Origin of the sequence: Oricola thermophila (assembly GCF_013358405.1) — a bacterium.
GTDB lineage: Bacteria > Pseudomonadota > Alphaproteobacteria > Rhizobiales > Rhizobiaceae > Oricola > Oricola thermophila.
This window is the reverse complement of the sequence record NZ_CP054836.1, coordinates 3,852,326-3,877,879: the sequence shown is the minus strand read 5'-3', so window position 1 is coordinate 3,877,879 and position 25,554 is coordinate 3,852,326. Positions and strand designations below refer to the sequence as shown.

Here is a 25,554-nt window from a genome sequence, read left to right as displayed (position 1 = left end):
GCGCGGACGCGCCACCCGGGGGCGACGCGATCAACCGCCGGCGTTGAACCGGGTGAACCCGGTCCGCTTGTCAGGTCAGGAAATAGGCGAGTGCGTTCAGCACGATGAAAAGAACGATGCCGCCGAAAAGGCCGCCGCCGGCGAAAAAGCCGAACGCCATCGCCACGAGAAGGGACACGCTAAGGATCACGAGCCACTTGGTCAGGGCCAGAAACATCGAAAACGTCCGCTCGTGCTCGCCGTAGTCCATCTCTGCTCCGGTTTCTGCAGGACCTGTCGGTTGGTTTTCGGCCATTTCTGTTGCTCCGCTGCGCAATAACATTCAGTCAGCTGCGATTAGCGAAATCCGGCCGCGACTTCAATGCCCCCGACATCGAATGCTTCGTCAGGCCGCATGCGCGACATATTTCGCGGTCGGGAGAATTGTAAGCGGAGGCATGCCCGAAGCAGGGGTGTCGAAAAGCATTTCCCTCTCCTTCGCCGTAGAACGAAACAAGGGGTACCGTGCGCAGATTTCCTCTTCCCGCAACGGACTTGCGAACAGAACCAGTGGCACCGCGAATCCTTCGCACTTCTTCGGCCCCGCGATGACCGTGGACCGAAACACCCGGCGATAAAACGGAACATGATCCTCGGTGACCAGGCCCAGACAGGCGTCAACGCCAAAATACTTCGTCGCCATGAAGGCGAGCCTCAGCGTCAAGAGCGCCAACCCCGGGACATCTCGGGAAATCTCGTCATTCACGGCGAACCGGCTCGGATCGATGAAGGTCTGTCCCTGGTCAAGAAGCGGATCGAGTACCTCAGGAAAGAGCCGCACTGCCTGGCAATCCCGGTTCTTGGGCGTCACATGGGCGATGCGTATCGTGGAAACAAGTTCGCGATCGTAGTACATGCCGAAGACCTGCACGCCCGGCCAGAAGTCGCTGTCATCGGTCGCATTGCCATTGAGTTTGCGGCTGTAGATGGCATGTGCATCGAACGCCAGGCTTCGCAGCTGACTGATGTCCTCGAAGTCTTCCGGAGAGACGATCCTCCGGTATTCGATGCGATCCATCACCTCGAAGATGCGCTCCTGCAGGCTTGCGCCAGCCTGCGCGTTCACAACGTTTCTGGCCGTCATACTCGATACAAGTCCCCATCTGGGCCGCACAGTAGACGACATTAATCATATGTAAATACCATCGAACCCGTTTACGATTCGTTAAGGTTAACAAATTCGAATCATGGCAAAATTTCGCCTGCGCGGTCATGCCGGCCGACTGTTGCAAGGGGTGATACGGGAAGTTTGGTTCGAGGCTTCCCCGCGCAAGGCAAGCGCGGATCCGAAGCATGTGTCACATCGCGGGAACGGCCCGTTGCTCGGTTTCACGGTTCAGCGAATTCGGCAAGAGCGTATGCTGGGCGAGTTCCAGAACCGAGGACGAGGGCAGTGCCGGGCCGAGCACGAATCCCTGGATACGGCTCACGCCCTCGGTCGCCAGGACGAGATTGAGCTGGTCGTCGGACGACACGCCTTCGATCGTCACCTGCAGTCCCAATGTCTTGCACAAGTTGGCGACACCCCGCAGCAGCGCGATCGGCGTCTGACCGCTCTCTATGCCCTCGACGAAGGAACGGTCTATCTTGACCTTGTCCAGCGGAAGCTTGTGCAGATAGCCGAGCGACGAGTAACCGGTACCGAAATCGTCAAGAGATATCTTGATGCCGCGGTCGCGGATCGCCTGCAGAACCGCGAACATCTCCTGTTCGTTGGAGATCACGGCGGTTTCGGTCACTTCGATTTCCAGTCGTTCCGGCGCAACGCCCGAAGCGCTGACGGCACTGTCGATTTCATCGAGCAGACGCGAACGGCGAAAATCTATGGCGGACAGATTCACGGAAATGTTGACGCTCTCCGGCCAAGTGGCGCAATCGCTGAGAGCACGGGCCAGCACGGACCGACTCACCTTGCCGATCATGCCCATCTCCTCCGCAAGCGGAATGTACTCTGCCGGTGAGATGTCGCCGAGTTCCGGATGGTTCCAGCGCGACAGTGCCTCACAGGCGACAATCCGTCCGGTCTTGGCATCGACGATGGGCTGGTAGCGGACCGTCAGCATGTCGTGATCGAGCGCCTTGGCCAGTTCGTTCTTCACAAGCTGCCGCCGCTTGTACTCGGCGTCCATGGATTCCTCGAAGACCGACCAGACGCCCTTGCCAAGCGCCTTCGAGCGATAGAGGGCCAGGTCCGACCGCATCATCATCGTGTTCAGTTCGAACTTGCTGCGTTCGGACGTGGCAGCTCCGATGGACACCGTGACATGCACCTGTTCACCACCGAGTTCATAGACGCCGGCGAGAATTGCGCGCAGGCTCTCCGCAATCTGGCCGGGCGTTTCGCCGTCGGCCATCGTCGGGACAAAGATCATGAATTCGTCGCCACCCTGGCGGGAGATCATGACATCGCCGGTGCGGAAATCCTTCAACCTGTTGGCAACGGCACACAACAGGGCATCGCCTTGCGAATGGCCCAGCGTGTCGTTGACGTGCTTGAAATCGTCGATGTCGAGCATGATGAGGACGCAATCGCTATCGCCTGTCGTCTGCCTCAGGCGCTCGGCAATCAGTGTGGCGAAGTAGCCGCGATTGGGCAAACCCGTCAAAGCGTCGTAACGCGCCATGTTGATCATCTGCTTTTCGGCATTGATCCGTTCGGTCACGTCTTCGAAGGTCAAGACAGCGCCCGAAAAGGCCCGCGGGTTGGACTTGAACTCGACATGGCGTCCATCATTCAGGACGAAATGCTTGACGCTTCCGCCCTTCAGGATCATCGGCACGAGCTGTCGCTTCAGCTTATCCACCTGACGCGCGGACAAGGCCTTTCTCTGCCGTCCATATCGAAGAATCGCTTCGAAATTACGGCCTTCTAGGTCGATATGCGAAGGCACGTTGAACAGTGTTTTTGCTGTTCGGTTGGCGACCAGTATGCGCAGGTCGCCATCGAACATGATCAGTCCGTGCGACATGTTGTTGAGCGCGATATCGAAGCGCTCAGCGATTTCCTGGTTCGTCCAGCGGCCAGAGATGGCGTCGAGAACGGAAGAGCGAATGCTGCGGACCAGTCGCTGGACCAGCATAAGGTAAGGAATGCACATCAAGGCGGCGAGGACATGCGCAAAGTCCCCGTAGAGTGCCGCGCCGAGCGAAGTCGGCAACAGCAACGAGACCATGATGAAGAATACGAGGCGCGGTGAACCGTAGAGACGGCCGACAACGGTCGGCAATGTGGCAAAGACAAGGGTGAACGCCGATATCACCGTGTACTCGCTGTAAGCGACATGCATCGCCACGAAAGCATAAATTCCGATCAGCGATGTCGCCGCACATCCCAGCCAGATATACCGGTTTTCCCATTGCGTGGCCCATCGAACCTTGTCCTCGTGGTCGAGGTCCGGAAGACTGCCCCTGTCTTTGTGATAGGCGCGCACCTGCAGCAGCCGGACAAAAGCCGTGACCAACATGGCCACGATCAGGACCAGATAGATGGGATGATCGGTGTCGAGCCAGGCCGCGCCGACGACAATCGCCTGCATTCCGGCACCGACGACGAGAGACCGAGAATCCGAGAAGAAGGTGTCCACAAATGACGTGTACACCTCGGCAGTCATTGCTTTTGATATGTTCTGCTTCAACGGACCTCTCGACACCCGGCGACGTCACGGAAACCTACCAGTTCGCGCTTAATGAAGCGTTTCGTGCCGTCCCGAAATTGCGCGCATCGAACTATATTGGGACACATTTGCGGCTCCCGCGGGCTGCCCCGTGCCGGCTGTCCCGCTCGGCACGGCGAAACCGGCGCGCTAAATGGCGACAAAATGCCAATAAATCGTGAAAGACCGGGATAAAACTCGCAGCATGCGACTGGAAGGGAGGCCCGCCGCTCGGTCCTCGGCACGCATCTCCATGCTTGCTCCCGGCTCCGGATGACCATCCGGTTCCGCCCCGATGGCGGCTCGGCAATCGCCGAAGGTCATGCCATTCCGCCTTCTGATCCCGTCAGATCTTGGCGGCGAACGCCCTGTTGTGCCCTGCACGGCGTGCCATGGCATCCTCGATGCTTTTCACCCGTATATGTCCATAACCTGCGATCGCTTCGGGCCATGCGGCAAACGCCGTCGCCGCCGCCAGGTCGTCTTCCTGTACCATCTCGGCGATGAGATCGAGGTCACGCTCGTACTGCGCCAAGGTCTCCCATTCCAGCCGCCGGTCGGGATGCCGCGCGAAAATGTTTATCGGCGAGAACCGCAGGCGCCTGAGACTTGCGAGAACGACGAATGCCTTCATCATCCAGGGCCCGAAGACGCTCTTCTTCGGCCGCCCGCCGCTGTCCGTCTTTCCCAGCACCGGCGGCGCGAGATGAAACTCGATCTTGCGCCAGTCGGAGAACTCGCTTTCCAACTGCCGGCGGAAATCCGGAAGCGTGTAAAGCCGCGCCACTTCGAACTCGTCCTTGACAGCCATCAGCTTGAACAGTTGCCGTGCCGCCGTCTCGGTGAGAGCTCCCGGTTTGCCCGCAATCTCGCGCTCGCGGGCGGCAACCGACGCGACGCGGTCGCGGTAACGCTGCGCGTAGGTGACATCGTGATAGCCGGCCAGGAACTCCGCGCGCCTTTCGATGACCTCGTCCAGCGTCCGCGAAATCTCCCTGTCCCGCGGACCGCGCTTGGTTTCGAGGAGCTTCTCGATTGCAGCAGGGTCATGAGCGGCACGGCGCCCCCACCGGAACGCATCGATGTTCATCCGGACGGCCTGTCCATTGAGCCGTATCGCTTCCTCTATCGCTTCCGTCGAGACCGGCAATCCGCCCTTCTGCGCAGCGAACCCCAGCATGAACATGTTGCCTGCGATCGAGTTGGCGAAAATCGCTTCGGCGGCCGCCGTCGCATCCACGAGGTGCAGCCCCTTCGGCCCCGCCGCCTTGCGCAGGGCACCGACGAGCTTGTCGGTCGGCAGCCTGAGGTCCGGGTGCCGTGCGAAATCGCCCGGCATGATCTCGGCCTTGTTGACCACGACCAGCGTATCCCCCTTGCGGATCGTTCCGAGCACCTTGCGGTTGCCCGACACGACGATGTCGCCACCAAGAACGAGATCTGCCTTGCCCGGTGACACCCGGATCGAGGATACGGCCTCGGGCGTACGGCCGATGCGCATGTGGGTGAACACTGCTCCGCCCTTCTGCGCCAGGCCGGCCATGTCGATGATCCCGACCCCCTTGCCTTCCAGGTGGGCGGCCATGCCAAGGACCGCGCCGATGGTCACCACGCCGGTGCCGCCGATACCGTCGATCACGGCAGCCCATTCCTCGCGGCTTTCGTCGAGCGCGAAACGCGGCGCTTCCGGCACGCCTTCCAGCGGATCGGATTTCCCCTGAACCGGTTCCGGTTTCCTCAGTTTCGCCCCGTGTACGGTGACGAAGGAGGGGCAGAAACCTTTCACGCAGGAGAAGTCCTTGTTGCAGGCGGACTGGTCGATGCGCCGCTTGCGACCAAACTCGGTCTCGAGGGGCTGGACCGCCACACAGTTCGACTGCACGCTGCAATCGCCGCAACCCTCGCAGACGAGCTCGTTGATGAGCACCCGCTTGTCGGGATCGGGGAAGGTGCCGCGTTTGCGGCGGCGACGTTTCTCCGCGGCGCATGTCTGGTCATAGATCAGAACCGAGACGCCCGGCACCGCCTGAAGTTCGCGCTGGACATCATCGAGATCGTCGCGGTGATGGATGGTCACGCCGCCCGGAAAATTGGCATGCCCGGCATATTTGTCCGGCTCGTCGCTGACCACGGCGATGCGCTCAACCCCCTCGGCGCGCACCTGCCGCGCGATCTCGTCGACGGTCAGGTCGCCCTCGACATGCTGGCCGCCGGTCATGGCCACCGCGTCGTTGTAGAGGATCTTGTAGGTGATGTTCACGCCGGCTGACAGCGCGAAACGGATCGCGAGGGAGCCCGAGTGATTGTAGGTGCCGTCGCCAAGATTCTGGAAGATGTGGCCGCGTTTGGAGAACGGCGCCTCGCCGACCCAGTTGGCCCCCTCTCCGCCCATCTGCGTGAAACCTTCCGTATCGCGCTCCATCCATATGGCCATGAAATGACAGCCGATTCCGGCGGATGCGCGCGCACCCTCGGGAACCCGCGTCGACGTGTTGTGCGGACAGCCCGAGCAGAAAGTCGGCATGCGGGTCGCGACATCTGTCGTCCCTGAGAATGCCTTCTGCACCTTGCGAATATGAGCGATTCTGGCAGCGACCTCCTCGTTTTCGCCACACACGGAAAGCACCCGTTCTCCGACGGCGATGGCGATGTCGTTGGGATCGAGAGCGCCCATGATAGGGAACAGCGTCCGGTTCTTCTCGTCGCGCTTGCCGATGACAAGCGGCCGGTTGGTGAAGCCGTACAACTCCTCCTTGATCTGCACCTCGATCAGCCCGCGCTTCTCCTCCACCACGAAAATGGTGTGCAACCCGTCGGCGAAGCGGATCAGGTCGTCCGGGTCGAGCGGCCAAGGCATGCCCACCTTGTAGAGCCGGATGCCCAGTTTCGTCGCCGCGGCCTCGTCGATTCCGAGATCCTGAAGGGCCTCGCGCAGATCAAGGTAATTCTTGCCGGCGGCGACCAGCCCCAGCTTCGGGTTGCGTCCGCCGCTCCACACAACGCGGTCAATCTTGTTGGCCCGGTTGTAGGCGACCGCCGCCTCGCGCTTGAAGCGGTGCAGCCTGTCTTCCTGCTCGAGGAAGTTGATGTCCATGCGCCGGATGTTCAGCCCGCCGGGCGGCATGTCGAATTCCGGCAATACCGGATTGACCCGATCGATACCTGCATAGACCGAGGCGGTCGACTCGATGTTGTCCTTGACGCATTTCATTGCCGCCCAGGTGCCCGCGAAGCGGCTTAGCGCATAGGAATGCAGGCCGTAGTCGATGATCTCCTGTACGCCGGCAGGGTTGAAGATCGGGATCAAAGTGTCGACGAAGGCGAATTCCGACTGGTGAGCATTTGTCGAGGATTCTGCCGTGTGATCATCGCCCATGAGCGCGAGAACGCCGCCATGCCTGGACGAACCGGCGAGATTCCCATGCCGGAACACATCACCCGTGCGATCGACACCGGGTCCCTTGCCGTACCACAGTGCAAAAACGCCGTCATGGACACCCTCGCCGTTGAGTTCTGCCTGCTGCGTGCCCCAGCACGCCGTCGCGGCGAGTTCCTCGTTGAGGCCGGGCTGGAACCTGATGTTGGCTGCCTCGAGCGCCTTGCCGGCCGCCCACAATTGCTGGTCCAGCCCGCCGATGGGAGAGCCGCGATAGCCTGAAACGAAACCGGCCGTTTTCAGTCCCGCGCGCCGGTCGCGCTCGCGCTGCATGAGCAGCATCCGCACGATCGCCTGGGTGCCGGATACGAATATGCGCTCGCAGCCGAGATCGTACTTGTCATCCAGCTTCACCGGTCTGAGATCCATGTGCTCCTCCTCGCAGGGATCCTCACCTGCCACGGCCGCCAGTGTTGGGCGTCTGCGAGGCTGCGTCAAATCTTTTCCGTTGTGCGTCGCGAAACGGAAATATTGAGCAAAATCAGCGGTTTTCAGCGCAAGAATCGGTCCGTTTTTGCCGCTTTGGAGAAATGAATTAAATGCCGGCTGTGAAGCCTCCATCGACGGTCAGAACGCTCCCCGTCATGTAGCGCGACGCATCGGATGCCAACAGGAGCAGCGCCCCGTCGAGATCGTCCGGCTTGCCGAGACGCCGCATCGGGATACGGCTTCTGAGAACGCTGTCGATTCCCCGGTCTAGGTAGTCCTGTGTCATGGTCGTGGGAAACCAGCCCGGAGCGAGCGCATTCACCCGGATGCCGTGGCGGGCCCATTCCGACGCCTGCGAACGGGTCATTTGCTCGAGAGCGGCCTTCGTTCCCCCATAGGCCGACAGCCCGCTCATCGTCTTGCTTGCCAGTACGCTAGTCACGTGAATGATCGAGCCGCCTCGTCTCGCCGCCTGCATCCTTTTCACCACCTCGCGCGTCACCCGCACGGTTCCTGCTACATTGACGTTGAAGAGTTCGGTGAAATCCTCCTCGTCGAGGGCCTCTGCACGCTCGAACCGGGCCACGCCCGCCGCATTGACCAGCACGTCGACCGGTCCCAGTTCCCTCTCGACTGCGTCGACCGATGCCACCACCGAATCGACATCGCGAATGTCGCAGACGAAATGCCGGACCAAGCCATTGGCATCAGCAGGCGCGGTACGGCTGGCGCCCGCGACCCGTGCGCCACATCCGGCCAACAATTCGGCGAAATGCGCTCCAAGTCCCGACGACGCCCCCGTCACCAGGCAAACCCGCCCGTCTACCGAAAATATGTCTTCCACCATGCCGCTCTCCGCAATCCGGCGCCGAACAAAACCCGGCACCGTCCCGGCGTCAACTCGGACGACCGTCCATCAACCTTTTCGATTGGTAAGTTTAACTAACCACTCGATTGTGAATCGCTTTCTCTAATGCTAGCAAACGCCCCGGTCTGGCTTGACCGACGGGAAGTTTCGTGTGCGTTTGCGAATATCGGGCGTGCGGTGCGGAAAGGATCGGTCCCGACACGAAAAGGCCTGCATTTGGGGAGTGAGATGGCTTCATTGCTAAAATTGTCACGCGCCATCGACGCGGTGACCGCCTTCATAGGCCGGTCCGTGTCCTGGCTGATCCTTGTTGCCGTGCTGGTCAGTGCCGGCAATGCGACAATCAGAAAGATATTCGACACCTCGTCGAACGCCTGGCTTGAATTGCAGTGGTATCTTTACGGCACCGTCTTCATGCTTGCCGCAGCCTACACCCTGCAACGCAACGAACATGTGCGCATCGATATCGCCACATCAGGCCTGTCCAAGCGTGCCCGCGACTGGATCGACTTGTTGGGCCATGTTTTCTTCCTGCTGCCACTATGCCTGATCATGGTCTATCTCGGCTGGGCGCTTGTCCTGAACTCTGCCGGACTGGAGCTGCGCGACACATGGCCGTATTTCGAGCAGGCACGAACGCCCGAAGTCTCCGTCAATGCCGGCGGCCTCATGCTTTGGCCCGCCAAGTCTATGGTCTTTTTCGGCTTCGCGTTGCTGACAGCACAAGCCTTTTCGGAGATCATCAAGCGCATTGCGGTGATCAGGGGCCTGATCGACGACCCGACGGCCAAGCATGAAATGCCCCCCCTGGTCGAGGAACTGGAAACCGCCGCAGACCTCGAGGCGAGGACGAACAAATGATAGAGATCATCGCCCATAACCTCGCGCCGGTAATGTTCACATCCGTTATGGCGCTTCTGCTGCTGGGCTACCCGGTAGCCTTCACCCTTGCCGCCGGCGGTCTCGCCTTCTTCTTCATCGGTGTCGAGCTGTCGGCCTTCGCGCCGGACCAGATCCGCCTCTTTCCCAATCTTATCCAGGCAAACGCCAACCGCACTTTTGATGTGATGCGGAACGACACGTTGCTGGCGATTCCGTTCTTCACCTTCATGGGACTGATACTCGAACGATCGCGCATGGCCGAGGACCTTCTCGACACGATCGGACAGCTGTTCGGTCCGGTTCGTGGCGGCCTTGCATATGCGGCGATCGTGGTGGGCGCGCTGCTTGGCGCTACGACTGGCGTGGTGGCCGCCTCGGTGATCGCCATGGGCCTGATCTCGCTGCCCATCATGATGCGTTACGGCTATGATCGCTCGCTGGCCACCGGCACGATTGCCGCCTCCGGCACCCTGGCGCAGATCGTTCCGCCGTCACTCGTCCTGATCGTCATGTCCGACCAGCTCGGCCGTTCCGTGGGCGACATGTATGTTGGCGCCCTGTATCCCGCGCTCATGATTATCGCGATGTACTGCGCCTACATCTTTTTCGTGACGCTGATCCGCCCGAACAGCGCGCCTGCCCTGCCGGCCGAGTTCCGGACGCTCGGCGGCGGCGTCACATCCCTGTTCGCCATGATCATCCTGTCGGTCGGGCTAGCCTACGCGCTCTACTATTTCGTGTTCGACGGCTTGCGCTACGAGACTCGTTTCGTCTGGTCGGCCACTATCGCCACCGCAACCGCGCTGGCGTTCAGTCTCGCGAACCGTCACCTCAAGCTTGGCATCATATCGCGGCTCGCCGAACAGGTTATCATCGTGCTGATACCGCCGCTGGCGCTGATCTTCCTGGTACTCGGCACCATCTTCCTCGGGATTGCCACGCCGACCGAAGGCGGAGCGATGGGCGCGACCGGCGCGCTGATCCTCGCATTCGTCAAGCGGCGGCTGACCTTCGGAACGCTGAAGGAAGCCCTCGATTCCACGACCAAGCTGACATCCTTCGTGATGTTCATCCTGATCGGCGCACGTGTATTCGGCCTGACCTTCTACGGCATCAACGGCCATATCTGGATCGAGGAACTGCTGCTGGCGCTCCCCGGCGCCGAGCACGGCTTCCTGATTGTCGTCACGGTAATTGTCTTCATTCTCGGCTGCTTCCTCGATTTCTTCGAGATCGCGTTCATCGTCGTGCCGCTGTTGGTAGGGCCGGCGGAATCGCTGGGCATCGACCTGATCTGGCTCGGCATCATTCTCGGAATCAACCTGCAGACTTCGTTCCTGACGCCGCCCTTTGGCTTCGGGTTGTTCTACCTGCGATCCATCGCGCCATCCACGGCCTGGAATGACGAAGTGACGGGCCGGCGGATCGAAGGCATCCGGACGGGGCAGATTTACAAAGGGGCACTGCCCTATATCGCGATCCAGTTCATCGCGATCCTGATCGTCATCTTCTATCCGCGCCTCGTCACCCACTACAAGGATGAGGTCGCCCCGGTAAATCTCGAGGAATTCCAGATCCAGCTGCCCGGAATGGGCGCCCCGCAGGCGCCCTCCGGGTTGCCTGGCCAGGGTGGCGGTGCGCAGCCCGGCGGCCTCGGCCTGCCCGGCGGTCTCAACCTGAACGGCTCTCCGCCATCGACGGGCGGCGGATCCTCCGGCGACGCCCCTTCGCTCGGTCTGCCGGGCCTGCCAGGTGGCCTCAACCTGAACGGTGCGCCGCCCGCGGTCGAACAGGCTCCGACAGAACAGCCGGTGGACCTCGGCCAGCCGCCGGTCATCCAGTGATCCGTGGATCGATCGCCCGCCCCCTACGGGCGGGCCCCTCCGGTGTCGGTACGATTATCCTCCTGTTGCAATAGGCTGGCGTTCACACCACCTGTTGGCGGCAAGGCGCCGCCACAGCGCCAAACAGGAGGACCCGATGTTCGATCCCAAGAAGCTTCTGACCGACCTGCTCGATTCCCGGATGCCGGGGACCGACGGCACCGTTCGCGACAAGGCTCGGCAGGCCGGAGAGCTTGCAAGGCACAATCCGATCGCCACCGGTGCCATTGCCGCGATCCTGTTCGGCACATCCACCGGGCGTTCGATCACCGGGTCAGCACTGAAGCTGGGTGGTCTCGCCGCCGTTGCCGGCCTTGCCTACAAGGCATTCCAGAATTACCAGGACGGCAAGTCGCCCGAGCAAAGCCGCACCGAAGCATCCGGCGAGCAGAAAATCCTGCCGCCCCCTGCTGATACCGCTTTCGACACGGCATCCGCACCCCAGGGTGAGGACGAATTCGCACTGGCCCTCGTCCGTGCCATGATCGCGGGGGCGCGTGCCGACGGGCATATCGATGACGAAGAGCGCGAACAAATTGCAGAAAGGCTGGCCATGGCCGGCCTCGAGCACGACGCCGCGGAATTCATCGATCGCGAGCTCGCCGCGCCGCTCGATCTCGACGCCATCGTGGCCGCCGCGAAAACCGATGCGCAGAAGGTCGAGCTCTACACCGCCTCCCGCCTGACCATTCGCCCGGACAGCCGCGCCGAACGCGGCTATCTCGACATGCTTGCCGGTCGCCTCGGCTTGCCCGACGCGCTGATCGACCATGTCGAGGCGACCATCGAGGGCGCGACTGCCTGACGCGGCAGGGGCGGGTCTCGTTCGGGCCCGGATGGTTGGCCATTGGCCGGATTCCAGCTATCGGTACGGGATGCCGATCGGTTGCATGATGAAAGTCGATTTGAACATGGCCGCCATTGCTCGAAGTCTCGTCCTCGCGATGGCGCTGCTGGCGGCGCCGCAGGCCGGAGCGGAAACCGTATGTGGCGACGAGCCACTGACGGTGTTCGCTGCGGCTTCGCTGGCCGACGCGGTCGGCGAAATCGCGACGGCCTATGAGAGCAAGACCGGCTGCACCGCCGCTGTCTCCACCGCCGGCACTTCGACGCTGGCACGCCAGATAGCCGTCGGCGCACCTGCCGATATCTTCCTGTCGGCGAACCGTGACTGGGTTGCCTGGCTCCGGGAGGAGGCGCCCACCCGCCTCGCCGGCAGTCCGCGAACCTTTGCCCGCAACGCCCTTGTCATTGTCTCCCGTCCGGACACGTCCGCGGAAACCGGCATCGCGGCATTGTTGTCGACACGCTTTGCCATGGGCGATCCCGGACATGTCCCGGCCGGCATCTATGCCAAGGCAGCACTTTCCTCTCTTGGCCTCTGGGATGACATCGCCCGTAATGCCGTCTTCACGGAAAACGTGCGCGTCGCGCTCGCGCTTGCCGCGCGCGGCGATGTCGGTGCGGCCATCGTCTACGCCACCGACGCGACGATGGAATCGACGCTCGCCGTAGCCCATGCCTTCAATCCGTCATCCCATCCCGAAATCGCCTATGAGGCGGTGCTGCTGACGGACGGCGGCGCAGCAGGACAGGCCTTCCTTGACCTCCTTTCTGGCTCCGAGGGCCAGGCCATCCTCGCACGCTTCGGCTTTCTGCCGGGCGACGAACCGGGCAACGGATGAAATGCTGACGGGCACGGAAGCGCAAATCGTCATCCTGTCTCTCAAGGTTGCCGCTACGGCGATCGCGGTGGCGCTGCCTCTCGCCTTCGCGGTCGCCTGGCTGCTCGCCCGCCGGCGGTTTCCGGGACACGGCCTGCTGCAGGCGCTTGTGACGCTGCCGCTCGTCCTGCCGCCCGTCGTCACCGGCTACGCGTTGCTGGTATGGTTCGGCGCAGGTGGTGCTGCGGGAACGTTCCTTCGAGAAACCTTCGGCCTCGATCTCGCCTTCCGTTGGACCGGCGCCGCCCTCGCTGCCGCCGTGATGGCGTTTCCGCTGCTGGTCCGGCCGATCCGCCTGTCCCTCGAATCCATTGATTCCGGGCTGGAGGAAGCCGCGGAAACGCTTGGCGCCGGGAGGCTTCGCATCCTTGCCACGGTAACGCTGCCACTTGCCCTGCCCGGCATCCTCGCTGGCGGCATTCTCGGCTTCGCCAAGGCGCTGGGAGAGTTCGGTGCGACCATCACCTTCGTCTCCAACATACCCGGCCAGACACAGACGCTCTCTCTCGCAATCTATTCCCTGCTTCAGAGCCCGTCGGGCGATACCCCGGCGCTGCGGCTGATCGCCGTGTCGGTCGTGCTGGCCATCGGCGCCATCGTGCTGTCGGAATGGGTAGCGGCGCGCCTCCCGGGCGCGAGGAACGGCCGCGATGGTTGAACTCAGCGTCGACATCCGCGCCCGCGCCGGCAATTTCACGCTGGAATGCGCATTCGAGGCCGGCCCCGGGATCACCGCCATTTTCGGCCGCTCGGGTGCCGGCAAGTCGACCCTGCTGCGCGCGCTCGCCGGGCTGGTCGCCTGCGATCGCGCACGAATTTCCATCGGCGGTCGGCTTCTGGAAGATACCGACAAAAGACTACGCCTTCCGGCGCGCGCGCGGCGCATCGGTTTCGTGTTCCAGGACGACCGGCTGTTTCCGCATATGTCTGTGCGCCGCAACATGACCTATGGCGCTAAAGGGGAGACCTCCACGGCGTTCGCCTCGGTGACGGATCTGCTCGGTCTCGACCGGCTACTCGATCGCATGCCGGGCACGCTCTCCGGCGGTGAACGCAAGCGGGTCGCGATTGCCCGCGCGCTCCTCTCGTCGCCGCAACTCCTGCTGATGGATGAGCCGCTCGCCTCGCTCGATCACGCCCGCCGCGACCGGATCATGCCCTATCTGGAACGCATTCGCGCCGAGACCAGCATACCGATCCTCTATGTCAGCCACGAGCTCGGCGAGGTCTCCCGACTGGCGGATACGCTTGTGATCCTCGACGACGGGCGCGTCGCCGCGCATGGCGCGGCGGCAGACCTCTTCGCCAGGCTCGATCTCGGCCCGCTCCTGGGTGGCAACGATACCAGCGTCCTTCTGAAGGGCCGCGTCACCGGCACAGATGAGCGGTGGGGCATGGTCGAGGTCGATGTCGAGGGCAGGAAGCTACACTTGCTTGCGCCGCCTCCCGGCGAGGAAGCTGTTGCGCCGGGCACGATGCTCAGGCTTCGCGTTCATGCCCGCGACGTGGCGATCTCGCTCGCTCCCCTCGCCGGCATCAGCATGCGCAACCAGTTGCCGATGGTGATCGACGCGATCCGCAACGAGGAGGGCGGCGCCCATGCGGAGATCCGCGGGCGCATCGGTGGCCAGTTCCTGCGTGCCCGCGTCACCCGGCAGACGGTGCACGAACTCGCGCTGCACGAAGGCATGACCGTCCATGCACTGGTCAAGACGATCTCGTTCGAACGGCGACTTGTACAGGAACACGCCTGACCGGTACTAATTCATCGCATGACGACGATCGGCAGCGTGCAGTTGAGGAAACGCTATCGCCTGGCAACCCGGGCGGTGGTTGCGGCCACCTTGTTCTGCCTCGTCTTCGCGGTCTGGTTCGCACGGGAATGGGCCGGAGACCGCGCCTATCGCGAATTGAGTGCAGCGGCGGAGGAAAGCCTTTCCCTGCAGATCGAGGCACTTGCCGGGGTGATGGAAAAATACCGCCTCATTCCGCCGCTCCTCAGCCGCCGCGCCGATATTCGAGCGCTTTTCGAGACGCCTGCGGTCGAGGACGGTGAGGCCGTTCGCCGGCTCCTGATGCGCGTCGCGGCGGCATCCGGCGCCCGCGATGTTGCCATCGCCGCCATTGACGGCACCGTGCTGGCTTCGGCCCGCGGCTTCGCCACGACCGGGACGCTCGCGCCTGCCCGCCTGCATCTCGCGACCGCACAGCGCCGCCTCGGTCGCGCGCCCCTTCGCCTCTCCGACGGTTCGCGCGCCTATGCCTTCGCCGCGCATGTGCCCGGCCGGGAAGCGGGCACAAATGCCGGAATGGTCGTTGTTCTGGTCCCATTTGACGCGATCGAGGCGAACTGGTCCCTCTCCAGCAATCCGATCCTCGTTACCGACGCCCGCGAATTCGTCTTCCTGTCGAACCGGGCCGAATGGGTCGGCAAGCCATGGAAAGCGTCCGACGCCGCCCCCGGTGTCGAGCCCCTTTCCTTCGTTTCCGGCCGGTTCTTCCGCGTCCCGGAAAGCGGCAACTCGGAGTATGTCGCCGCCTCCCGTGACATCCCGATCCTCGGTTGGACGATGCATGTCCTCGCCGATTCGGCCCCTTTCGCGAGGGCGCGGCGCAATGCCGCCATGCTGGCGGCTCTCGCCGTGGTGCTGGCAGGGTTGACGGCCAACCTTTACCTTGCCCGCCAGGAGATGGCGCAGGCGCGGATACGCCGCGAAAAGGCCCAGGCCCTGCGGCTCGAAAGGCTGGTGCGTGAACGCACCGCGGAACTCTCGAACGTCAACGAGGTTCTGCGCGGCGAGATAGAGGTGCGCCGCGAGACGGAGAAGCGGCTGCGCGACACCCAGAACGAACTTGTCCACGCTGCCAAGCTCGCGGTGATCGGGCAGATGTCTGCAACACTGAGCCACGAGTACAATCAGCCACTTGCCGCCATCAAGACCTATGCCTCCAATGCGGCGACGATGATCGAACGCGGCAGGACGGCAGCCGCCCACGAGGTGCTGGCGCGCATCGGGCGGATGGTCGACCGCATGAGCACGCTGTCGAGAACGCTCCTCGCCTTTTCGCGGAAGCCCGGTACCGAGCTCGAGCCCGTTTCTGTCGAGACCGTCGTCAGCGAGGCCCTGGTTATTGTCGGCCAGAAGGCCCGCAAGGCCGGCGTGGCCGTCGAAACCGATATCGAGCCCGGCCTCGTCGTCCACAGTGGGCGCATTCGCCTGTCCCAGGTTCTCGTCAACCTGGTGGGCAATGCCATCGACGCCTTGTGCGGTGACGGTCCCGAGGCGCCTGCCGGTAGCCGGGTGTGCATCGCCGCGCACCACGCAAGCGGACGCGTGCACATTGCGGTCTCGGACAATGGGCCGGGCATCGATCCGGCGCTGCGCGAGAATGTGTTCGAGCCGTTCTTCACCACCAAGCCGGCAGGTGCCGGACTGGGGCTCGGCCTGTCGATCGTGGAATCCATCGTACGTGATCTGCAGGGATCGGTCCGGCTGGAGGATCGCGACGGCGAAATAGGCGCTTGTTTCGTGATCGACCTCCCGGCGACACGGGAAGAGGCCGAGGCCGCGGAATGAGGACAAATCACCGATGACCGCAATGGAAAACGACCCGGATATCCTGCTTGTCGATGACGACGATGATTTGCGCCATGCGCTGCGCCAGGGGCTTGAACTGGACGATCTGGTCGTCGCGGACTTCAAGAACCCGGCCGACGCACTGCCATCGATACGGCGGGACTTCGCCGGCGCTGTCGTCAGCGACATACGCATGCCCGGTATCGGCGGCATGGAGTTCATGGCGCGCGTGCTCGAGATCGATCCGGCAATTCCCGTCATCCTCGTTACCGGCCATGGCGACATCCAGCTTGCCGTCGATGCCATGCGCGAGGGCGCATACGACTTCATTCCCAAGCCCTTCAGTGTTCAGGACCTTGGAGCGGTCAGCCGTCGTGCCCTCGAGAAACGCCGGCTTGTGCTGGAAAACCGGGTACTCCGCTCGGAGCTCGATTCCGTGTCGGGGATCGCGGAGCGGATCGTTGGTCGTTCTCCCGCCATTGCCCGGCTGCGCAACGAGATCGAACTTATTGCCGGCGCGGATGCGGACGTTGTGGTTCTCGGCGAGACCGGCTCCGGCAAGGAAGTTGTGGCGCGCGCGCTCCATGACTTCTCGCCCCGAGCAGCCGCTCCCTTCGTTGCCCTGAACTGCGCAGCCCTGCCACCCGATCTCTTCGAGTCGGAACTTTTCGGTCACGAGGCCGGTGCCTTCACAGGCGCCTCCAGCCAGCGGGTAGGCAAGCTCGAACATGCCAACGGGGGAACCGTCTTTCTCGACGAGATCGAATCCATGCCGCTGGACCTTCAGGCAAAACTTCTGCGTGCCATCGAGGACCGCGCCATTGAACGACTCGGCTCGAACAAGTCGATTCCGCTGGATGTACGTTTCGTTGCCGCCACGAAAACCGACCTGTCGGAAGAGGCCGATGCCGGGCGTTTCCGCGCCGATCTGTACTACCGTCTCAATGTCGTATCGCTGACGATTCCGCCGCTGCGCGAACGCCGCGAGGATATCCCGCTGCTCTTCGAACATCTTGCCCGCCAGGCCCGCGCGCGCTATCGCCGTGACATTCCCGACTTCACGCCGGAACTGGAGCGCCAACTTCTCCGCCACGACTGGCCCGGCAATGTTCGAGAGCTGCGCAATGTCGCCGACCGCTGGGTGCTCGGCCTCTGGAACGGCTTCGGCAACGGCTCCCGAACCGCCGACGAGGACTTCGCGGGTCCGCTTTCCGAGCGCCTGGCGGCCTTCGAGCGTGCCGTTATCGAGGCCGAGATCCGCCGTGCCGGAGGACGCCTGAAGGATGTCTACCAGACGCTCGGAATCTCGCGGAAAGGCCTCTACGACAAGATGCAGAAGCTGGGCATCGCGGTCAATCGGACAGACGAATAGGCGCACCGCCCATTGGCCCCGTACCGCTGCCATCGTTCCTCCCGCTGCCGGTGGAAGGGCCATGGCTGCGCCGACTGACGGGTAGGATTCGAAACACGACTCCTGCCGAATGTGTAGGATTCTACACACACACGGGTGCCGATGCGCCCGACTACCCTTTCATTTCGGGAGATTCCGCAACTGGCATGGTGTATGCTCTCCCTATCGGCGAAAGGCTTTCAGCCTTTTACGGAGTGAGAGGGCAAATGCGGCGCAAGGCCGCCGGCTCCCGTCCTCTTACCGATGTGAGAAACGGGGAATTGTCCCCTTCGTGGAGGAAACAACTCATGAAGAAGCTTCTCGGCGCCGTATCGGCGCTCGCAATATCGCTGACCGCGACCCAGGCCTTCGCCCAGTGCGATGACGGCGAGATGGTCATCAAGTTCAGCCACGTCGTTGCCGCGAGCGGCCACCCGAAGGGTGATGCCGCAACCATGCTCGCCGAACGTGTCAACGAGGAGATGAACGGCAAGGCCTGCATGGAGGTCTTCCCGAACTCGACCCTCTATGACGACGACAAGGTGATGGAAGCGCTCCTTCTCGGCGACGTGCAGCTCGCCGCTCCGTCGCTGTCGAAATTCGAGGCCTACACCAAGAAGTATCGCCTCTTCGACCTGCCCTTCCTGTTCTCGAGCCTTGATGCCGTCACCACCTTCACCACCTCGGATGCGGGCAAGGAACTGCTCAAGGTCATTGAACCGAACGGTTATACCGGCCTCGGCTACTGGTCGTCCGGCCTGAAACAGTTCTCTGCCAACAAGCCGCTGCTCGTGCCCTCCGACGCCGACGGCCTCAAGTTCCGCGTGCAGACGTCGGACGTCGCCGTTGCCATGATCGAGGCGATGGGCGCATCGGCGCAGAAGCTCGCCTTCAAGGAGGTCTACGGCGCCCTGCAGACCGGCGTCGTCGACGGCCAGGAGAACACCTGGTCCAACATCTACACCCAGAAGTTCTTCGAGGTGCAGGACGGCACCACCGAAACCAACCACCAGCTGCTCGCCTATCTTCTCGTCACCTCGACGGAGTGGCTGAACGGCCTCGACGCGGACATGCGCGACCAGTTCCTGTCGATCGTCGACGAGGTGACCATGGCCGCGAATGCGCAGGTCGCCGAGAAGGAGGCGGCCAATCGCCAGAACATCATAGATGCCGGTTTCGAAGTCCGTACGCTCACGCCGGAACAGCGCGCCGAGTGGGTGTCGGTCATGAAGCCCGTCTGGGAAAAGTTCGAGGCCGACATTGGCAAGGACCTGATCGAGGCAGCCGTCGCGTCCAACGGTTCCTGATCGCCTGAAACAAGGCCGCCGGCGGGGAATGCCCCGCCGGTGGTCGCAACATCGGATTGGGGGGAAATCTCGTCATGGCGGTAATGTGGCCATCCATACTGCTGGTCGTCCTCGTCGCGGCGCTGTTCGCCGCCGAACGCCGGTTTGCCGACACGATCAATTCGCTCGAGGAGGGCGTCGTATCGGTCCTTCTTGCCGCGATCACCATCATTTCCTTTACCCAGGTCGTCGCCCGCTACGGCTTCAACACCGGCTGGGGCGGCGCCCTGGAACTGACCCGGATCCTTTTCGCCTGGCTGATCCTGTTTGGCATGTCATGGGGCGTGAAACACGGCATGCACCTGGGCGTCGACGCGCTGATCAGGACCCTGCCCAAGCCGCTTTTCCGCGCAGCCGCCATCTTCGGTGCACTGTGCTGCCTGCTCTACGCCATGATGCTCCTGCATGCCGGCTGGCTGCATTTCTTCGGCGCCAAGGAGATTGTGAACTATCGCCAGTCCGGCGCACTCGGCTACTGGACGCTGATGTACAATACCGGCATCGGCCTTGATGACCTGCGCTATCCCGGCTGGATGCAGGAGACATTCGGCCTGCAGGAGCGCGTACAGCGCTGGGTCGCCTACCTCATGCTGCCCATCGGGCTCGCCCTTCTCGCCTTTCGCAGCCTTCAGGCGCTCGTATCGATCTGGCGCGGCGACCGCGAGCTGATCATCGCCGGCCACGAGGCGGAAGACCTCGTTGCCGAGAACCGCGACGTTCTGAAGGACTGATTCCCCATGGAAACCGGTATTCTTTTTGCCCTCGTTCTCGGCCTCCTGTTTCTCGGTGTCCCGGTCGGCGTCTCTCTCGGGCTGTCCTCGATCATCGTCATCGCCTTCTTTTCCGAGGACTCGATGTCGTCGGTCGCCCAGCAATTGTTCACCGCCTCGCAGAACTACACCCTGCTGGCCATTCCCTTCTTCGTGCTTGCCTCGGCCTTCATGTCCACCGGCGGCGTGGCCCGGCGAATCATCCGGTTCTCGATAGCCACCGTCGGCCATTTCCGCGGCGGTCTTGCCATGGCCTCGGTGCTTGCCTGCATGATGTTTGCCGCGCTGTCGGGTTCGTCGCCTGCGACGGTCGTGGCTATCGGAACGATCGCCATCGCCGGCATGCGCCAGGTCGGATATTCCAAGGAATTCGCTGCCGGCGTCATCGCCAATGCCGGCACGCTCGGCATTCTGATCCCGCCGTCCATCGTCATGGTCGTCTATGCGGCGGCCACCAACGTTTCGGTCGGCCGCATGTTCCTTGCCGGCGTGATTCCCGGCATCGTGGCCGGCCTCATGCTGATGATCGCCATATACGTCATCGCGCGCCGCCGCGATCTTCCGGCGGAAGAATGGAAGGGTTTCGGCGAACTGCTCAATGGCGGCAAGGAAGCGGGCTGGGGCCTGTTCCTGATCGTTATCATCATCGGCGGCATCTATGGCGGTGTCTTCACGCCGACCGAGGCTGCTGCCGTGGCCGCCGTCTATGCCTTCTTCATCGCACTGTTCATCTATCGCGACATGGGCCCGATGGCCGGCCGCCGCTGGCTTGGCGAGGACGAGGTCCGTGGCACACCGGCCCATATCGGCTTCTCGGCCAGCGTGTACGCGCTTGCATTCTTCTTCGTCTGGATGGTGCTGTCCTTCTTTGCCACCGCCGACTGGGAGAATGTCACCGCCGCCGGACGCGCATGGACCGGGCTGGCGTTCTCGCTCGCGGTACTCGTTGCCTATTCCGTCTGGCGCGATCCGGCATCGAACCCGGCCAACATTCCACGGTTTCTCTATGCCGGTCTTCCCGTCTGGGGCCGTAACCTGGCATTGATGGGACGGCATTTCGTCGGTGCGTTCTTCCATGCCGATACACGCAAGGTGATGGTGGATTCCTCGAGAACCATCATCATGCTGATGTTCATCATCGTGAACGCGCTTCTGTTCGCCCATGTGCTGACGGCCGAGCGCATTCCCCAGGCCATTACGACTTTGATGGTCGATGCCGGCTTTACCTGGTTCACCTTCCTGATTGCCGTGAACCTGTTGCTGCTGCTCGGCGGCCAGTTCATGGAGCCCTCGGGCCTGCTGCTCATCGTCGCGCCGGTCGTGTTCCCAATCGCGATGGAGCTCGGCGTCGACCCGATCCATCTCGGCATCATCATGGTTGTAAACATGGAAATCGGGATGATCACCCCGCCGATCGGGCTGAACCTCTTCGTCACGTCCGGCATCACGGGCATGAGCCTGATCCGGGTGGTGCGGGCGGCCGCGCCCTTCGTTGCCGTTCTCCTGGTTTTCCTTGTGTTGGTCACCTATGTGCCGGTGCTTTCGACGGCGCTGCCCTATGCCCTGATGGGGCCGGAAATGACCACCCGCTAATTGGGGGGCGATAAATAACCCGAAGACCGGAAAGTCTAAGTCAGCCGCGCCGCAAGTAGATGCGTTTCCGCGGCTGGCATTGCGAGACTGTGACTGAAAGGACACACAGTCCTCAAATATAGACGGGAACACGCACAAGCTCTTTTGCCTGTATTCGCCTCGGTGTTAACGTTTTGGCAACTGATTCGTTTCAACATGAAACAGTGGTGGCACATAAGACCGTCAGCTCCTCCCTCTGCGGTCTGAAGAAGCGGGGCGATCTTTTTCAAAGATCGCCCGCTTTTCATATGGGCATACGGAACGCGGCGTCAGGAATGCCGTTCGCGCAGCGCCCTGCCAACCAGCTCTTCAATCAACGGACGCTGCTCCTTGAATTCCAGCGCTGTCGCGAATTCCATTTTCCCTGCGATCGCCAGTTGCGCATATCCATGCAGCATCGACCAGCAGGCGACGGCATCGCGCCATCCGGCATCGCTCCTGAAGGCATCACGGCCGCGTATCGCGCCGATGGCGTTCACGAGCAGCGAGAAGATCGCCTCCGAATTGCGCTTCAGGTCGCCGCCGGCATCCGCACGCCGCGACCGGGCGTACATCAGGCCGAACAGCTCCGGATTGGCCAGTGCGAAACGCACATAGGCCGCGCCGGCCGCGGCCAGCCGCGCCATCGCCTCCGCCCCGGCCCCTGCCTGTTCTTCCCGCATTGCATCCCCGAGCCGCGCAAATCCGGCGCCTGCCAGCGCGTCGAGCAACGCTTTCGTGTCCCTGAAATGATGCGCAGGCGCCGCATGGCTGACGCCCGCTCGCCTGGCCGCGGAGCGCAGCGAAAAGCCATCCACGCCCTTCTCGATCAGCTCTGCCTCCGCTGCCGCGACGAGAGCGGCCCGAAGATCGCCGTGATGGTAAGGCCTGTCACCCTTCCGGCGCGCAGCCGCCATGGATCGCCCCTGCCGTTCCGAATCACGCGGAAGGATATCTTGACACCAGTCAGAATTCAAACAGCCTCAATCCTGACAGTGTAAAGAAGAATGCTTCTCAGGCGTCCCGCTGGGCGAGGAATTCCCCGATGCGTTCGATAGCGCGTTCGATGTTCTCCGCCGAGTTCGCGAAGGAAAGGCGAATGTAGCCCTCGCCGAGCACGCCGAAATCCGGCCCGCCGATCAGCGCTACGCCGGCCTCTTCCAGAAGCGCCGATGCCAGCTTCTTGGCTTTCCAACCGGTCGCCGAGATGTTCGGGTAGGCATAGAACGCGCCCTTGGGCGTCGCACAGGAAACGTTTGGCAGGGCGTTCATCCTTTCGACGACGATATGGCGGCGACGATCGAATGCCTCCATCATCCTGGCTACCGCGTCCTGCGGTCCGTCGATCGCCGCGATGCCGGCAAATTGCGATGGCGCGTTGACGCAGGACCAGCAATTGACCGCCAGCTTGCGCACCTTGTCTATCAGGAGATCGGGCCATATCGACCAGCCGAGCCGCCATCCTGTCATCGCCCAGGTCTTTGACCAGCCGTTGAGCACGATCAGTCGGTCCCGCAATTCCGGATACTGCAGCAAGGACGTGTGTGTTTCGCCGTCATAGGTCATCACGTCATAGATTTCATCGGAAAGGATCGCGACATCGGGATACCGGGCGAGCCCCGCGACCAGGGCATCGATCTCGGCCTTTGGTGTCACGCCGCCGGTGGGGTTGGCGGGCGAGTTGAGGATGATGAGCCGCGTCTTCGGCGTGATGAGAGACAACGTTTCTTCCGCAGAGAAGGCAAAGCCGTTTTCCTCGCGGATCGGAACCGGCACCGGCGTCGCACCGGTAAACTCGATCATCGACCGATAGATGGGAAAGCCCGGATCGGGATAGAGGATTTCCGCGCCAGGCTCGCCGAACATGGTGATCGCCGCATACATGGTCGGCTTGCCGCCCGGCATGATCATGACATTGTCCGGCGAGACCTCGATACCGGTGGTCGTCAGCGTGCGCCGCACGACTGCCTCGCGCGCAGGAAGGATTCCGTTTGCAGGCGTGTAGCCATGATGGCCATCGCGAAGCGCCTTCACTGCCGCTTCGACGATATGTTCCGGTGTTTTGAAATCGGGCTGACCTATCCCGAGATTGATGATGTCCCGTCCCTCGGCGGCAAGCTGCGTCGCCCGCGCCAAGACGGCAAAAGCGTTTTCCTCGCCGATACGGTCATAGGCTGCAACGGTGATTGGCATGCGCGCGCCTCCAAATACGCAGGTAAACCGGACTTCTGTCTGGCATTCGTCTGCGCTTTTTGCAATGCAGAGCCAGCTAGCGAGGAGCGCGAAAGCATGCGGGATTTGACAAGTTGGAAAGGTTGCCAGGCGCCGGGTATTTCCGCGCTGGAAGGACGCTTCGTGCGCCTCGAACGGCTATCTGCAAAGATGCACGGCAACGGACTCTACGAAGCATCGACAATGCCCGACGCCGGCGACCGTTTTCGGTGGCTGCCGGAATATCCTCCGGAAAGCCGTGAAGCTTTCCGGCCCTGGCTGGAGAGGGCTGAGGCCAGCACCGACCCGCTGTACTATGCGATCATCGACAAGGCGACCGACAGGATCGCCGGCCGCCAGACGCTCATGCGCATCGACACGAAGAACGGCGTCATCGAAATCGGCCACATATTCTGGTCTTCGCTGATCGCCCGGAAACCGGCAGCGACCGAGGCGTTCTACCTCTTTGCCCGTCACATATTCGATGACCTCGGCTACCGGCGCTTCGAGTGGAAATGCAATGACCGCAACGCCCCGTCGAAGCGGGCCGCCGAACGGTTCGGCATGACCTGGGAGGGCACGTTCCGCCAGGCCGCGGTGGTCAAGGGCGAAAACCGCGACACCGCCTGGTTTTCGCTGCTCGACCGCGAGTGGCCGCGTGCGAAGAAAGCCTTCGAAGCCTGGCTGGCCCCCGGGAATTTTGACGCGGACGGAAATCAGCTAAGACGGCTGGAGGAAATCAGGGAGAACATCGATGCCGGGACAGCTTGAGGGAAAGATTGCCGTCGTCACCGCCGCGGGACAGGGAATCGGCCGGGCAATCGCCGAGGCCTTTGCAGTCGAAGGTGCGAAGGTGCATGCGTCCGACATCGACATCAAGAAGCTCGACGGGCTCGACGCCTCGAAGGCTGTACTCGACGTAACCGACACGGATGCTGTCAACGCCTATGCCGCCGAGATCGGCGGAATAGACATTCTCGTCAATGTCGCTGGCTTCGTGCACCACGGAACCGTGCTCGATTGCACCGAGAGCGACTGGGACTTTTCCTTCGATCTCAACGTAAAGTCCATGCACCGCATGATCCGTGCCTTGCTGCCCGGAATGCTCGCGCGTGCCGAAGCCAACGATTCGTCGGGCTCGATCATAAACATGTCATCGGGCGCATCGTCGCTGAAGGGCGCACCGAACCGCTATGTGTACGGCACGACCAAGGCTGCGGTCATAGGCCTGACCAAGGCCGTGGCCCAGGATTTCATCCGGCAGCGTATCCGCTGCAACGCGATCTGTCCCGGCACCATAGAATCGCCGTCGTGGCATCAGCGGGTCGAGGAACTCGGCAAGTCCGTCGGCAGCACGGACAAGGCATTGCAGATGTTTGTCGACCGCCAGCCGATGGGCCGTGTAGGCAAGCCGGAAGAGGTCGCTGCGCTGGCCGTCTATCTCGCCAGCGACGCCGCCGCTTTCACTACGGGAACGGCAATCCCGATCGATGGAGGATGGACGCTCTGATGTCCGGGAACAATGACGGCGGCTACGACCGCAAGACCCTCATTACCGCTGGTGCAATCTTCATCGGGTTCGCCCTTCTTGTCTATTTCCTGCCCAACATCATGCTGGCGATCGGGGGCGAGAACCGTTGGCTGGCCGGGGCGGTTGTCTTCATCGTTCTTGTCTTGCCGTTCCTGGGCTTGTGGCTGCGTGGACGGATGCGCCGCAAGGACGATTGAGCAGCA

21 protein-coding genes are annotated in these 25,554 nt (G+C 62.4%); 14 read left to right on the top strand and 7 right to left on the bottom strand.

All coding sequences use genetic code 11. The features are described from left to right. Positions 1–70: 70 nt before the first annotated feature. From HTY61_RS18770 to HTY61_RS18750, 5 genes are all read right to left on the bottom strand, one after another. Complete coding sequence (locus HTY61_RS18770) at positions 71–295, bottom strand: aa3-type cytochrome c oxidase subunit IV (protein WP_175278236.1); 225 nt, start codon at positions 293–295, stop codon at positions 71–73. Positions 296–385: 90 nt separating this feature from the next. Then, on the bottom strand, positions 386–1,057 hold the full coding sequence (locus HTY61_RS18765) for an N-acyl amino acid synthase FeeM domain-containing protein (RefSeq protein ID WP_175278235.1): 672 nt from the start codon (positions 1,055–1,057) through the stop codon (positions 386–388). 280 nt (positions 1,058–1,337) lie between these two features. Further along, positions 1,338–3,650 carry a putative bifunctional diguanylate cyclase/phosphodiesterase gene (locus tag HTY61_RS18760; RefSeq protein ID WP_175278234.1) on the bottom strand — a complete coding sequence of 771 codons (2,313 nt, stop codon included), beginning with the start codon at positions 3,648–3,650 and terminating at the stop codon, positions 1,338–1,340. 388 nt (positions 3,651–4,038) lie between these two features. Then, positions 4,039–7,497: an indolepyruvate ferredoxin oxidoreductase family protein gene (locus HTY61_RS18755; protein WP_175278233.1), complete on the bottom strand. Its 3,459-nt coding sequence runs from the start codon at positions 7,495–7,497 to the stop codon at positions 4,039–4,041. Between the two features lie 166 nt (positions 7,498–7,663). Next, positions 7,664–8,404 carry an SDR family NAD(P)-dependent oxidoreductase gene (locus HTY61_RS18750; protein WP_175278232.1) on the bottom strand — a complete coding sequence of 247 codons (741 nt, stop codon included), beginning with the start codon at positions 8,402–8,404 and terminating at the stop codon, positions 7,664–7,666. A gap of 249 nt (positions 8,405–8,653) precedes the next feature. Between HTY61_RS18750 and HTY61_RS18745 the strand changes: the two genes are divergently transcribed. From HTY61_RS18745 to HTY61_RS18695, 11 genes are all read left to right on the top strand, one after another. Continuing rightward, positions 8,654–9,286, top strand: coding sequence for a TRAP transporter small permease subunit (locus tag HTY61_RS18745; protein ID WP_175278231.1), 633 nt, complete (start codon positions 8,654–8,656; stop codon positions 9,284–9,286). Further along, the gene (locus HTY61_RS18740; protein ID WP_175278230.1) at positions 9,283–11,151 is read left to right on the top strand and encodes a TRAP transporter large permease; all 1,869 of its coding nucleotides are present in this window, start codon (positions 9,283–9,285) and stop codon (positions 11,149–11,151) included. The genes HTY61_RS18745 and HTY61_RS18740 overlap by 4 nt, the downstream gene beginning before the upstream one ends. A gap of 136 nt (positions 11,152–11,287) precedes the next feature. Beyond that, positions 11,288–11,995, top strand: a complete 708-nt coding sequence (locus HTY61_RS18735) for a tellurite resistance TerB family protein (protein WP_175278229.1) — start codon at positions 11,288–11,290, stop codon at positions 11,993–11,995. A gap of 85 nt (positions 11,996–12,080) precedes the next feature. Continuing rightward, entirely contained in the window at positions 12,081–12,875 is a 795-nt protein-coding gene (gene modA / locus HTY61_RS18730) for a molybdate ABC transporter substrate-binding protein (protein WP_175278228.1), read from the top strand. 1 nt (position 12,876) lies between these two features. Then, on the top strand, positions 12,877–13,572 hold the full coding sequence (modB, locus tag HTY61_RS18725; protein WP_175278227.1) for a molybdate ABC transporter permease subunit: 696 nt from the start codon (positions 12,877–12,879) through the stop codon (positions 13,570–13,572). After that, on the top strand, positions 13,565–14,668 hold the full coding sequence (gene modC / locus HTY61_RS18720) for a molybdenum ABC transporter ATP-binding protein (RefSeq protein WP_175278226.1): 1,104 nt from the start codon (positions 13,565–13,567) through the stop codon (positions 14,666–14,668). The genes modB and modC overlap by 8 nt, the downstream gene beginning before the upstream one ends. 18 nt (positions 14,669–14,686) lie before the next feature. Continuing rightward, positions 14,687–16,492, top strand: coding sequence for a sensor histidine kinase (locus HTY61_RS18715; protein ID WP_175278225.1), 1,806 nt, complete (start codon positions 14,687–14,689; stop codon positions 16,490–16,492). A gap of 13 nt (positions 16,493–16,505) precedes the next feature. Then, the gene (locus HTY61_RS18710) at positions 16,506–17,864 is read left to right on the top strand and encodes a sigma-54-dependent transcriptional regulator (RefSeq protein ID WP_281367562.1); all 1,359 of its coding nucleotides are present in this window, start codon (positions 16,506–16,508) and stop codon (positions 17,862–17,864) included. A 326-nt stretch (positions 17,865–18,190) separates the two neighbouring features. Further along, positions 18,191–19,189, top strand: coding sequence for a DctP family TRAP transporter solute-binding subunit (locus HTY61_RS18705; protein WP_175278224.1), 999 nt, complete (start codon positions 18,191–18,193; stop codon positions 19,187–19,189). A 74-nt stretch (positions 19,190–19,263) separates the two neighbouring features. After that, on the top strand, positions 19,264–19,959 hold the full coding sequence (locus tag HTY61_RS18700) for a TRAP transporter small permease (RefSeq protein WP_175278223.1): 696 nt from the start codon (positions 19,264–19,266) through the stop codon (positions 19,957–19,959). 6 nt (positions 19,960–19,965) lie between these two features. Beyond that, on the top strand, positions 19,966–21,591 hold the full coding sequence (locus tag HTY61_RS18695; RefSeq protein ID WP_175278222.1) for a TRAP transporter large permease: 1,626 nt from the start codon (positions 19,966–19,968) through the stop codon (positions 21,589–21,591). A 308-nt stretch (positions 21,592–21,899) separates the two neighbouring features. Here HTY61_RS18695 and HTY61_RS18690 read toward each other — a convergent pair whose 3' ends face one another. Both HTY61_RS18690 and HTY61_RS18685 read right to left on the bottom strand, forming a co-directional pair. Further along, positions 21,900–22,526 (bottom strand): TetR/AcrR family transcriptional regulator, encoded by a 627-nt coding sequence (locus HTY61_RS18690; RefSeq protein ID WP_175278221.1) that lies wholly within the window; start codon positions 22,524–22,526, stop codon positions 21,900–21,902. Between the two features lie 97 nt (positions 22,527–22,623). Further along, positions 22,624–23,802: a pyridoxal phosphate-dependent aminotransferase gene (locus tag HTY61_RS18685; protein WP_175278220.1), complete on the bottom strand. Its 1,179-nt coding sequence runs from the start codon at positions 23,800–23,802 to the stop codon at positions 22,624–22,626. 96 nt (positions 23,803–23,898) lie between these two features. On the opposite strand from HTY61_RS18685, the gene HTY61_RS18680 reads away from it, so the two are divergent. Genes HTY61_RS18680 through HTY61_RS18670 form a run of 3 tightly spaced genes read left to right on the top strand, consistent with a single transcriptional unit; the run spans position 23,899 to position 25,548 of the window. After that, a complete protein-coding gene (locus HTY61_RS18680; protein ID WP_175278219.1) occupies positions 23,899–24,591 on the top strand; it encodes a GNAT family N-acetyltransferase in 693 nt (230 codons plus the stop codon). Continuing rightward, on the top strand, positions 24,575–25,330 hold the full coding sequence (locus HTY61_RS18675) for an SDR family oxidoreductase (protein ID WP_175278218.1): 756 nt from the start codon (positions 24,575–24,577) through the stop codon (positions 25,328–25,330). The genes HTY61_RS18680 and HTY61_RS18675 overlap by 17 nt, the downstream gene beginning before the upstream one ends. After that, positions 25,330–25,548, top strand: coding sequence for a hypothetical protein (locus tag HTY61_RS18670; protein ID WP_175278217.1), 219 nt, complete (start codon positions 25,330–25,332; stop codon positions 25,546–25,548). The genes HTY61_RS18675 and HTY61_RS18670 overlap by 1 nt, the downstream gene beginning before the upstream one ends. Positions 25,549–25,554 lie beyond the last annotated feature (6 nt).

Coding starts and splice junctions, on each gene's coding strand:
- HTY61_RS18770 (WP_175278236.1), bottom strand. CDS start 295: ATGGCCGAAAACCAACCGACAGGTCCTGCAGAAACCGGAGCAGAGATG.
- HTY61_RS18765 (WP_175278235.1), bottom strand. CDS start 1,057: ATGGATCGCATCGAATACCGGAGGATCGTCTCTCCGGAAGACTTCGAG.
- HTY61_RS18760 (WP_175278234.1), bottom strand. CDS start 3,650: ATGACTGCCGAGGTGTACACGTCATTTGTGGACACCTTCTTCTCGGAT.
- HTY61_RS18755 (WP_175278233.1), bottom strand. CDS start 7,497: ATGGATCTCAGACCGGTGAAGCTGGATGACAAGTACGATCTCGGCTGC.
- HTY61_RS18750 (WP_175278232.1), bottom strand. CDS start 8,404: ATGGTGGAAGACATATTTTCGGTAGACGGGCGGGTTTGCCTGGTGACG.
- HTY61_RS18745 (WP_175278231.1), top strand. CDS start 8,654: ATGGCTTCATTGCTAAAATTGTCACGCGCCATCGACGCGGTGACCGCC.
- HTY61_RS18740 (WP_175278230.1), top strand. CDS start 9,283: ATGATAGAGATCATCGCCCATAACCTCGCGCCGGTAATGTTCACATCC.
- HTY61_RS18735 (WP_175278229.1), top strand. CDS start 11,288: ATGTTCGATCCCAAGAAGCTTCTGACCGACCTGCTCGATTCCCGGATG.
- modA (WP_175278228.1), top strand. CDS start 12,081: ATGATGAAAGTCGATTTGAACATGGCCGCCATTGCTCGAAGTCTCGTC.
- modB (WP_175278227.1), top strand. CDS start 12,877: ATGCTGACGGGCACGGAAGCGCAAATCGTCATCCTGTCTCTCAAGGTT.
- modC (WP_175278226.1), top strand. CDS start 13,565: ATGGTTGAACTCAGCGTCGACATCCGCGCCCGCGCCGGCAATTTCACG.
- HTY61_RS18715 (WP_175278225.1), top strand. CDS start 14,687: ATGACGACGATCGGCAGCGTGCAGTTGAGGAAACGCTATCGCCTGGCA.
- HTY61_RS18710 (WP_281367562.1), top strand. CDS start 16,506: ATGACCGCAATGGAAAACGACCCGGATATCCTGCTTGTCGATGACGAC.
- HTY61_RS18705 (WP_175278224.1), top strand. CDS start 18,191: ATGAAGAAGCTTCTCGGCGCCGTATCGGCGCTCGCAATATCGCTGACC.
- HTY61_RS18700 (WP_175278223.1), top strand. CDS start 19,264: ATGGCGGTAATGTGGCCATCCATACTGCTGGTCGTCCTCGTCGCGGCG.
- HTY61_RS18695 (WP_175278222.1), top strand. CDS start 19,966: ATGGAAACCGGTATTCTTTTTGCCCTCGTTCTCGGCCTCCTGTTTCTC.
- HTY61_RS18690 (WP_175278221.1), bottom strand. CDS start 22,526: ATGGCGGCTGCGCGCCGGAAGGGTGACAGGCCTTACCATCACGGCGAT.
- HTY61_RS18685 (WP_175278220.1), bottom strand. CDS start 23,802: ATGCCAATCACCGTTGCAGCCTATGACCGTATCGGCGAGGAAAACGCT.
- HTY61_RS18680 (WP_175278219.1), top strand. CDS start 23,899: ATGCGGGATTTGACAAGTTGGAAAGGTTGCCAGGCGCCGGGTATTTCC.
- HTY61_RS18675 (WP_175278218.1), top strand. CDS start 24,575: ATGCCGGGACAGCTTGAGGGAAAGATTGCCGTCGTCACCGCCGCGGGA.
- HTY61_RS18670 (WP_175278217.1), top strand. CDS start 25,330: ATGTCCGGGAACAATGACGGCGGCTACGACCGCAAGACCCTCATTACC.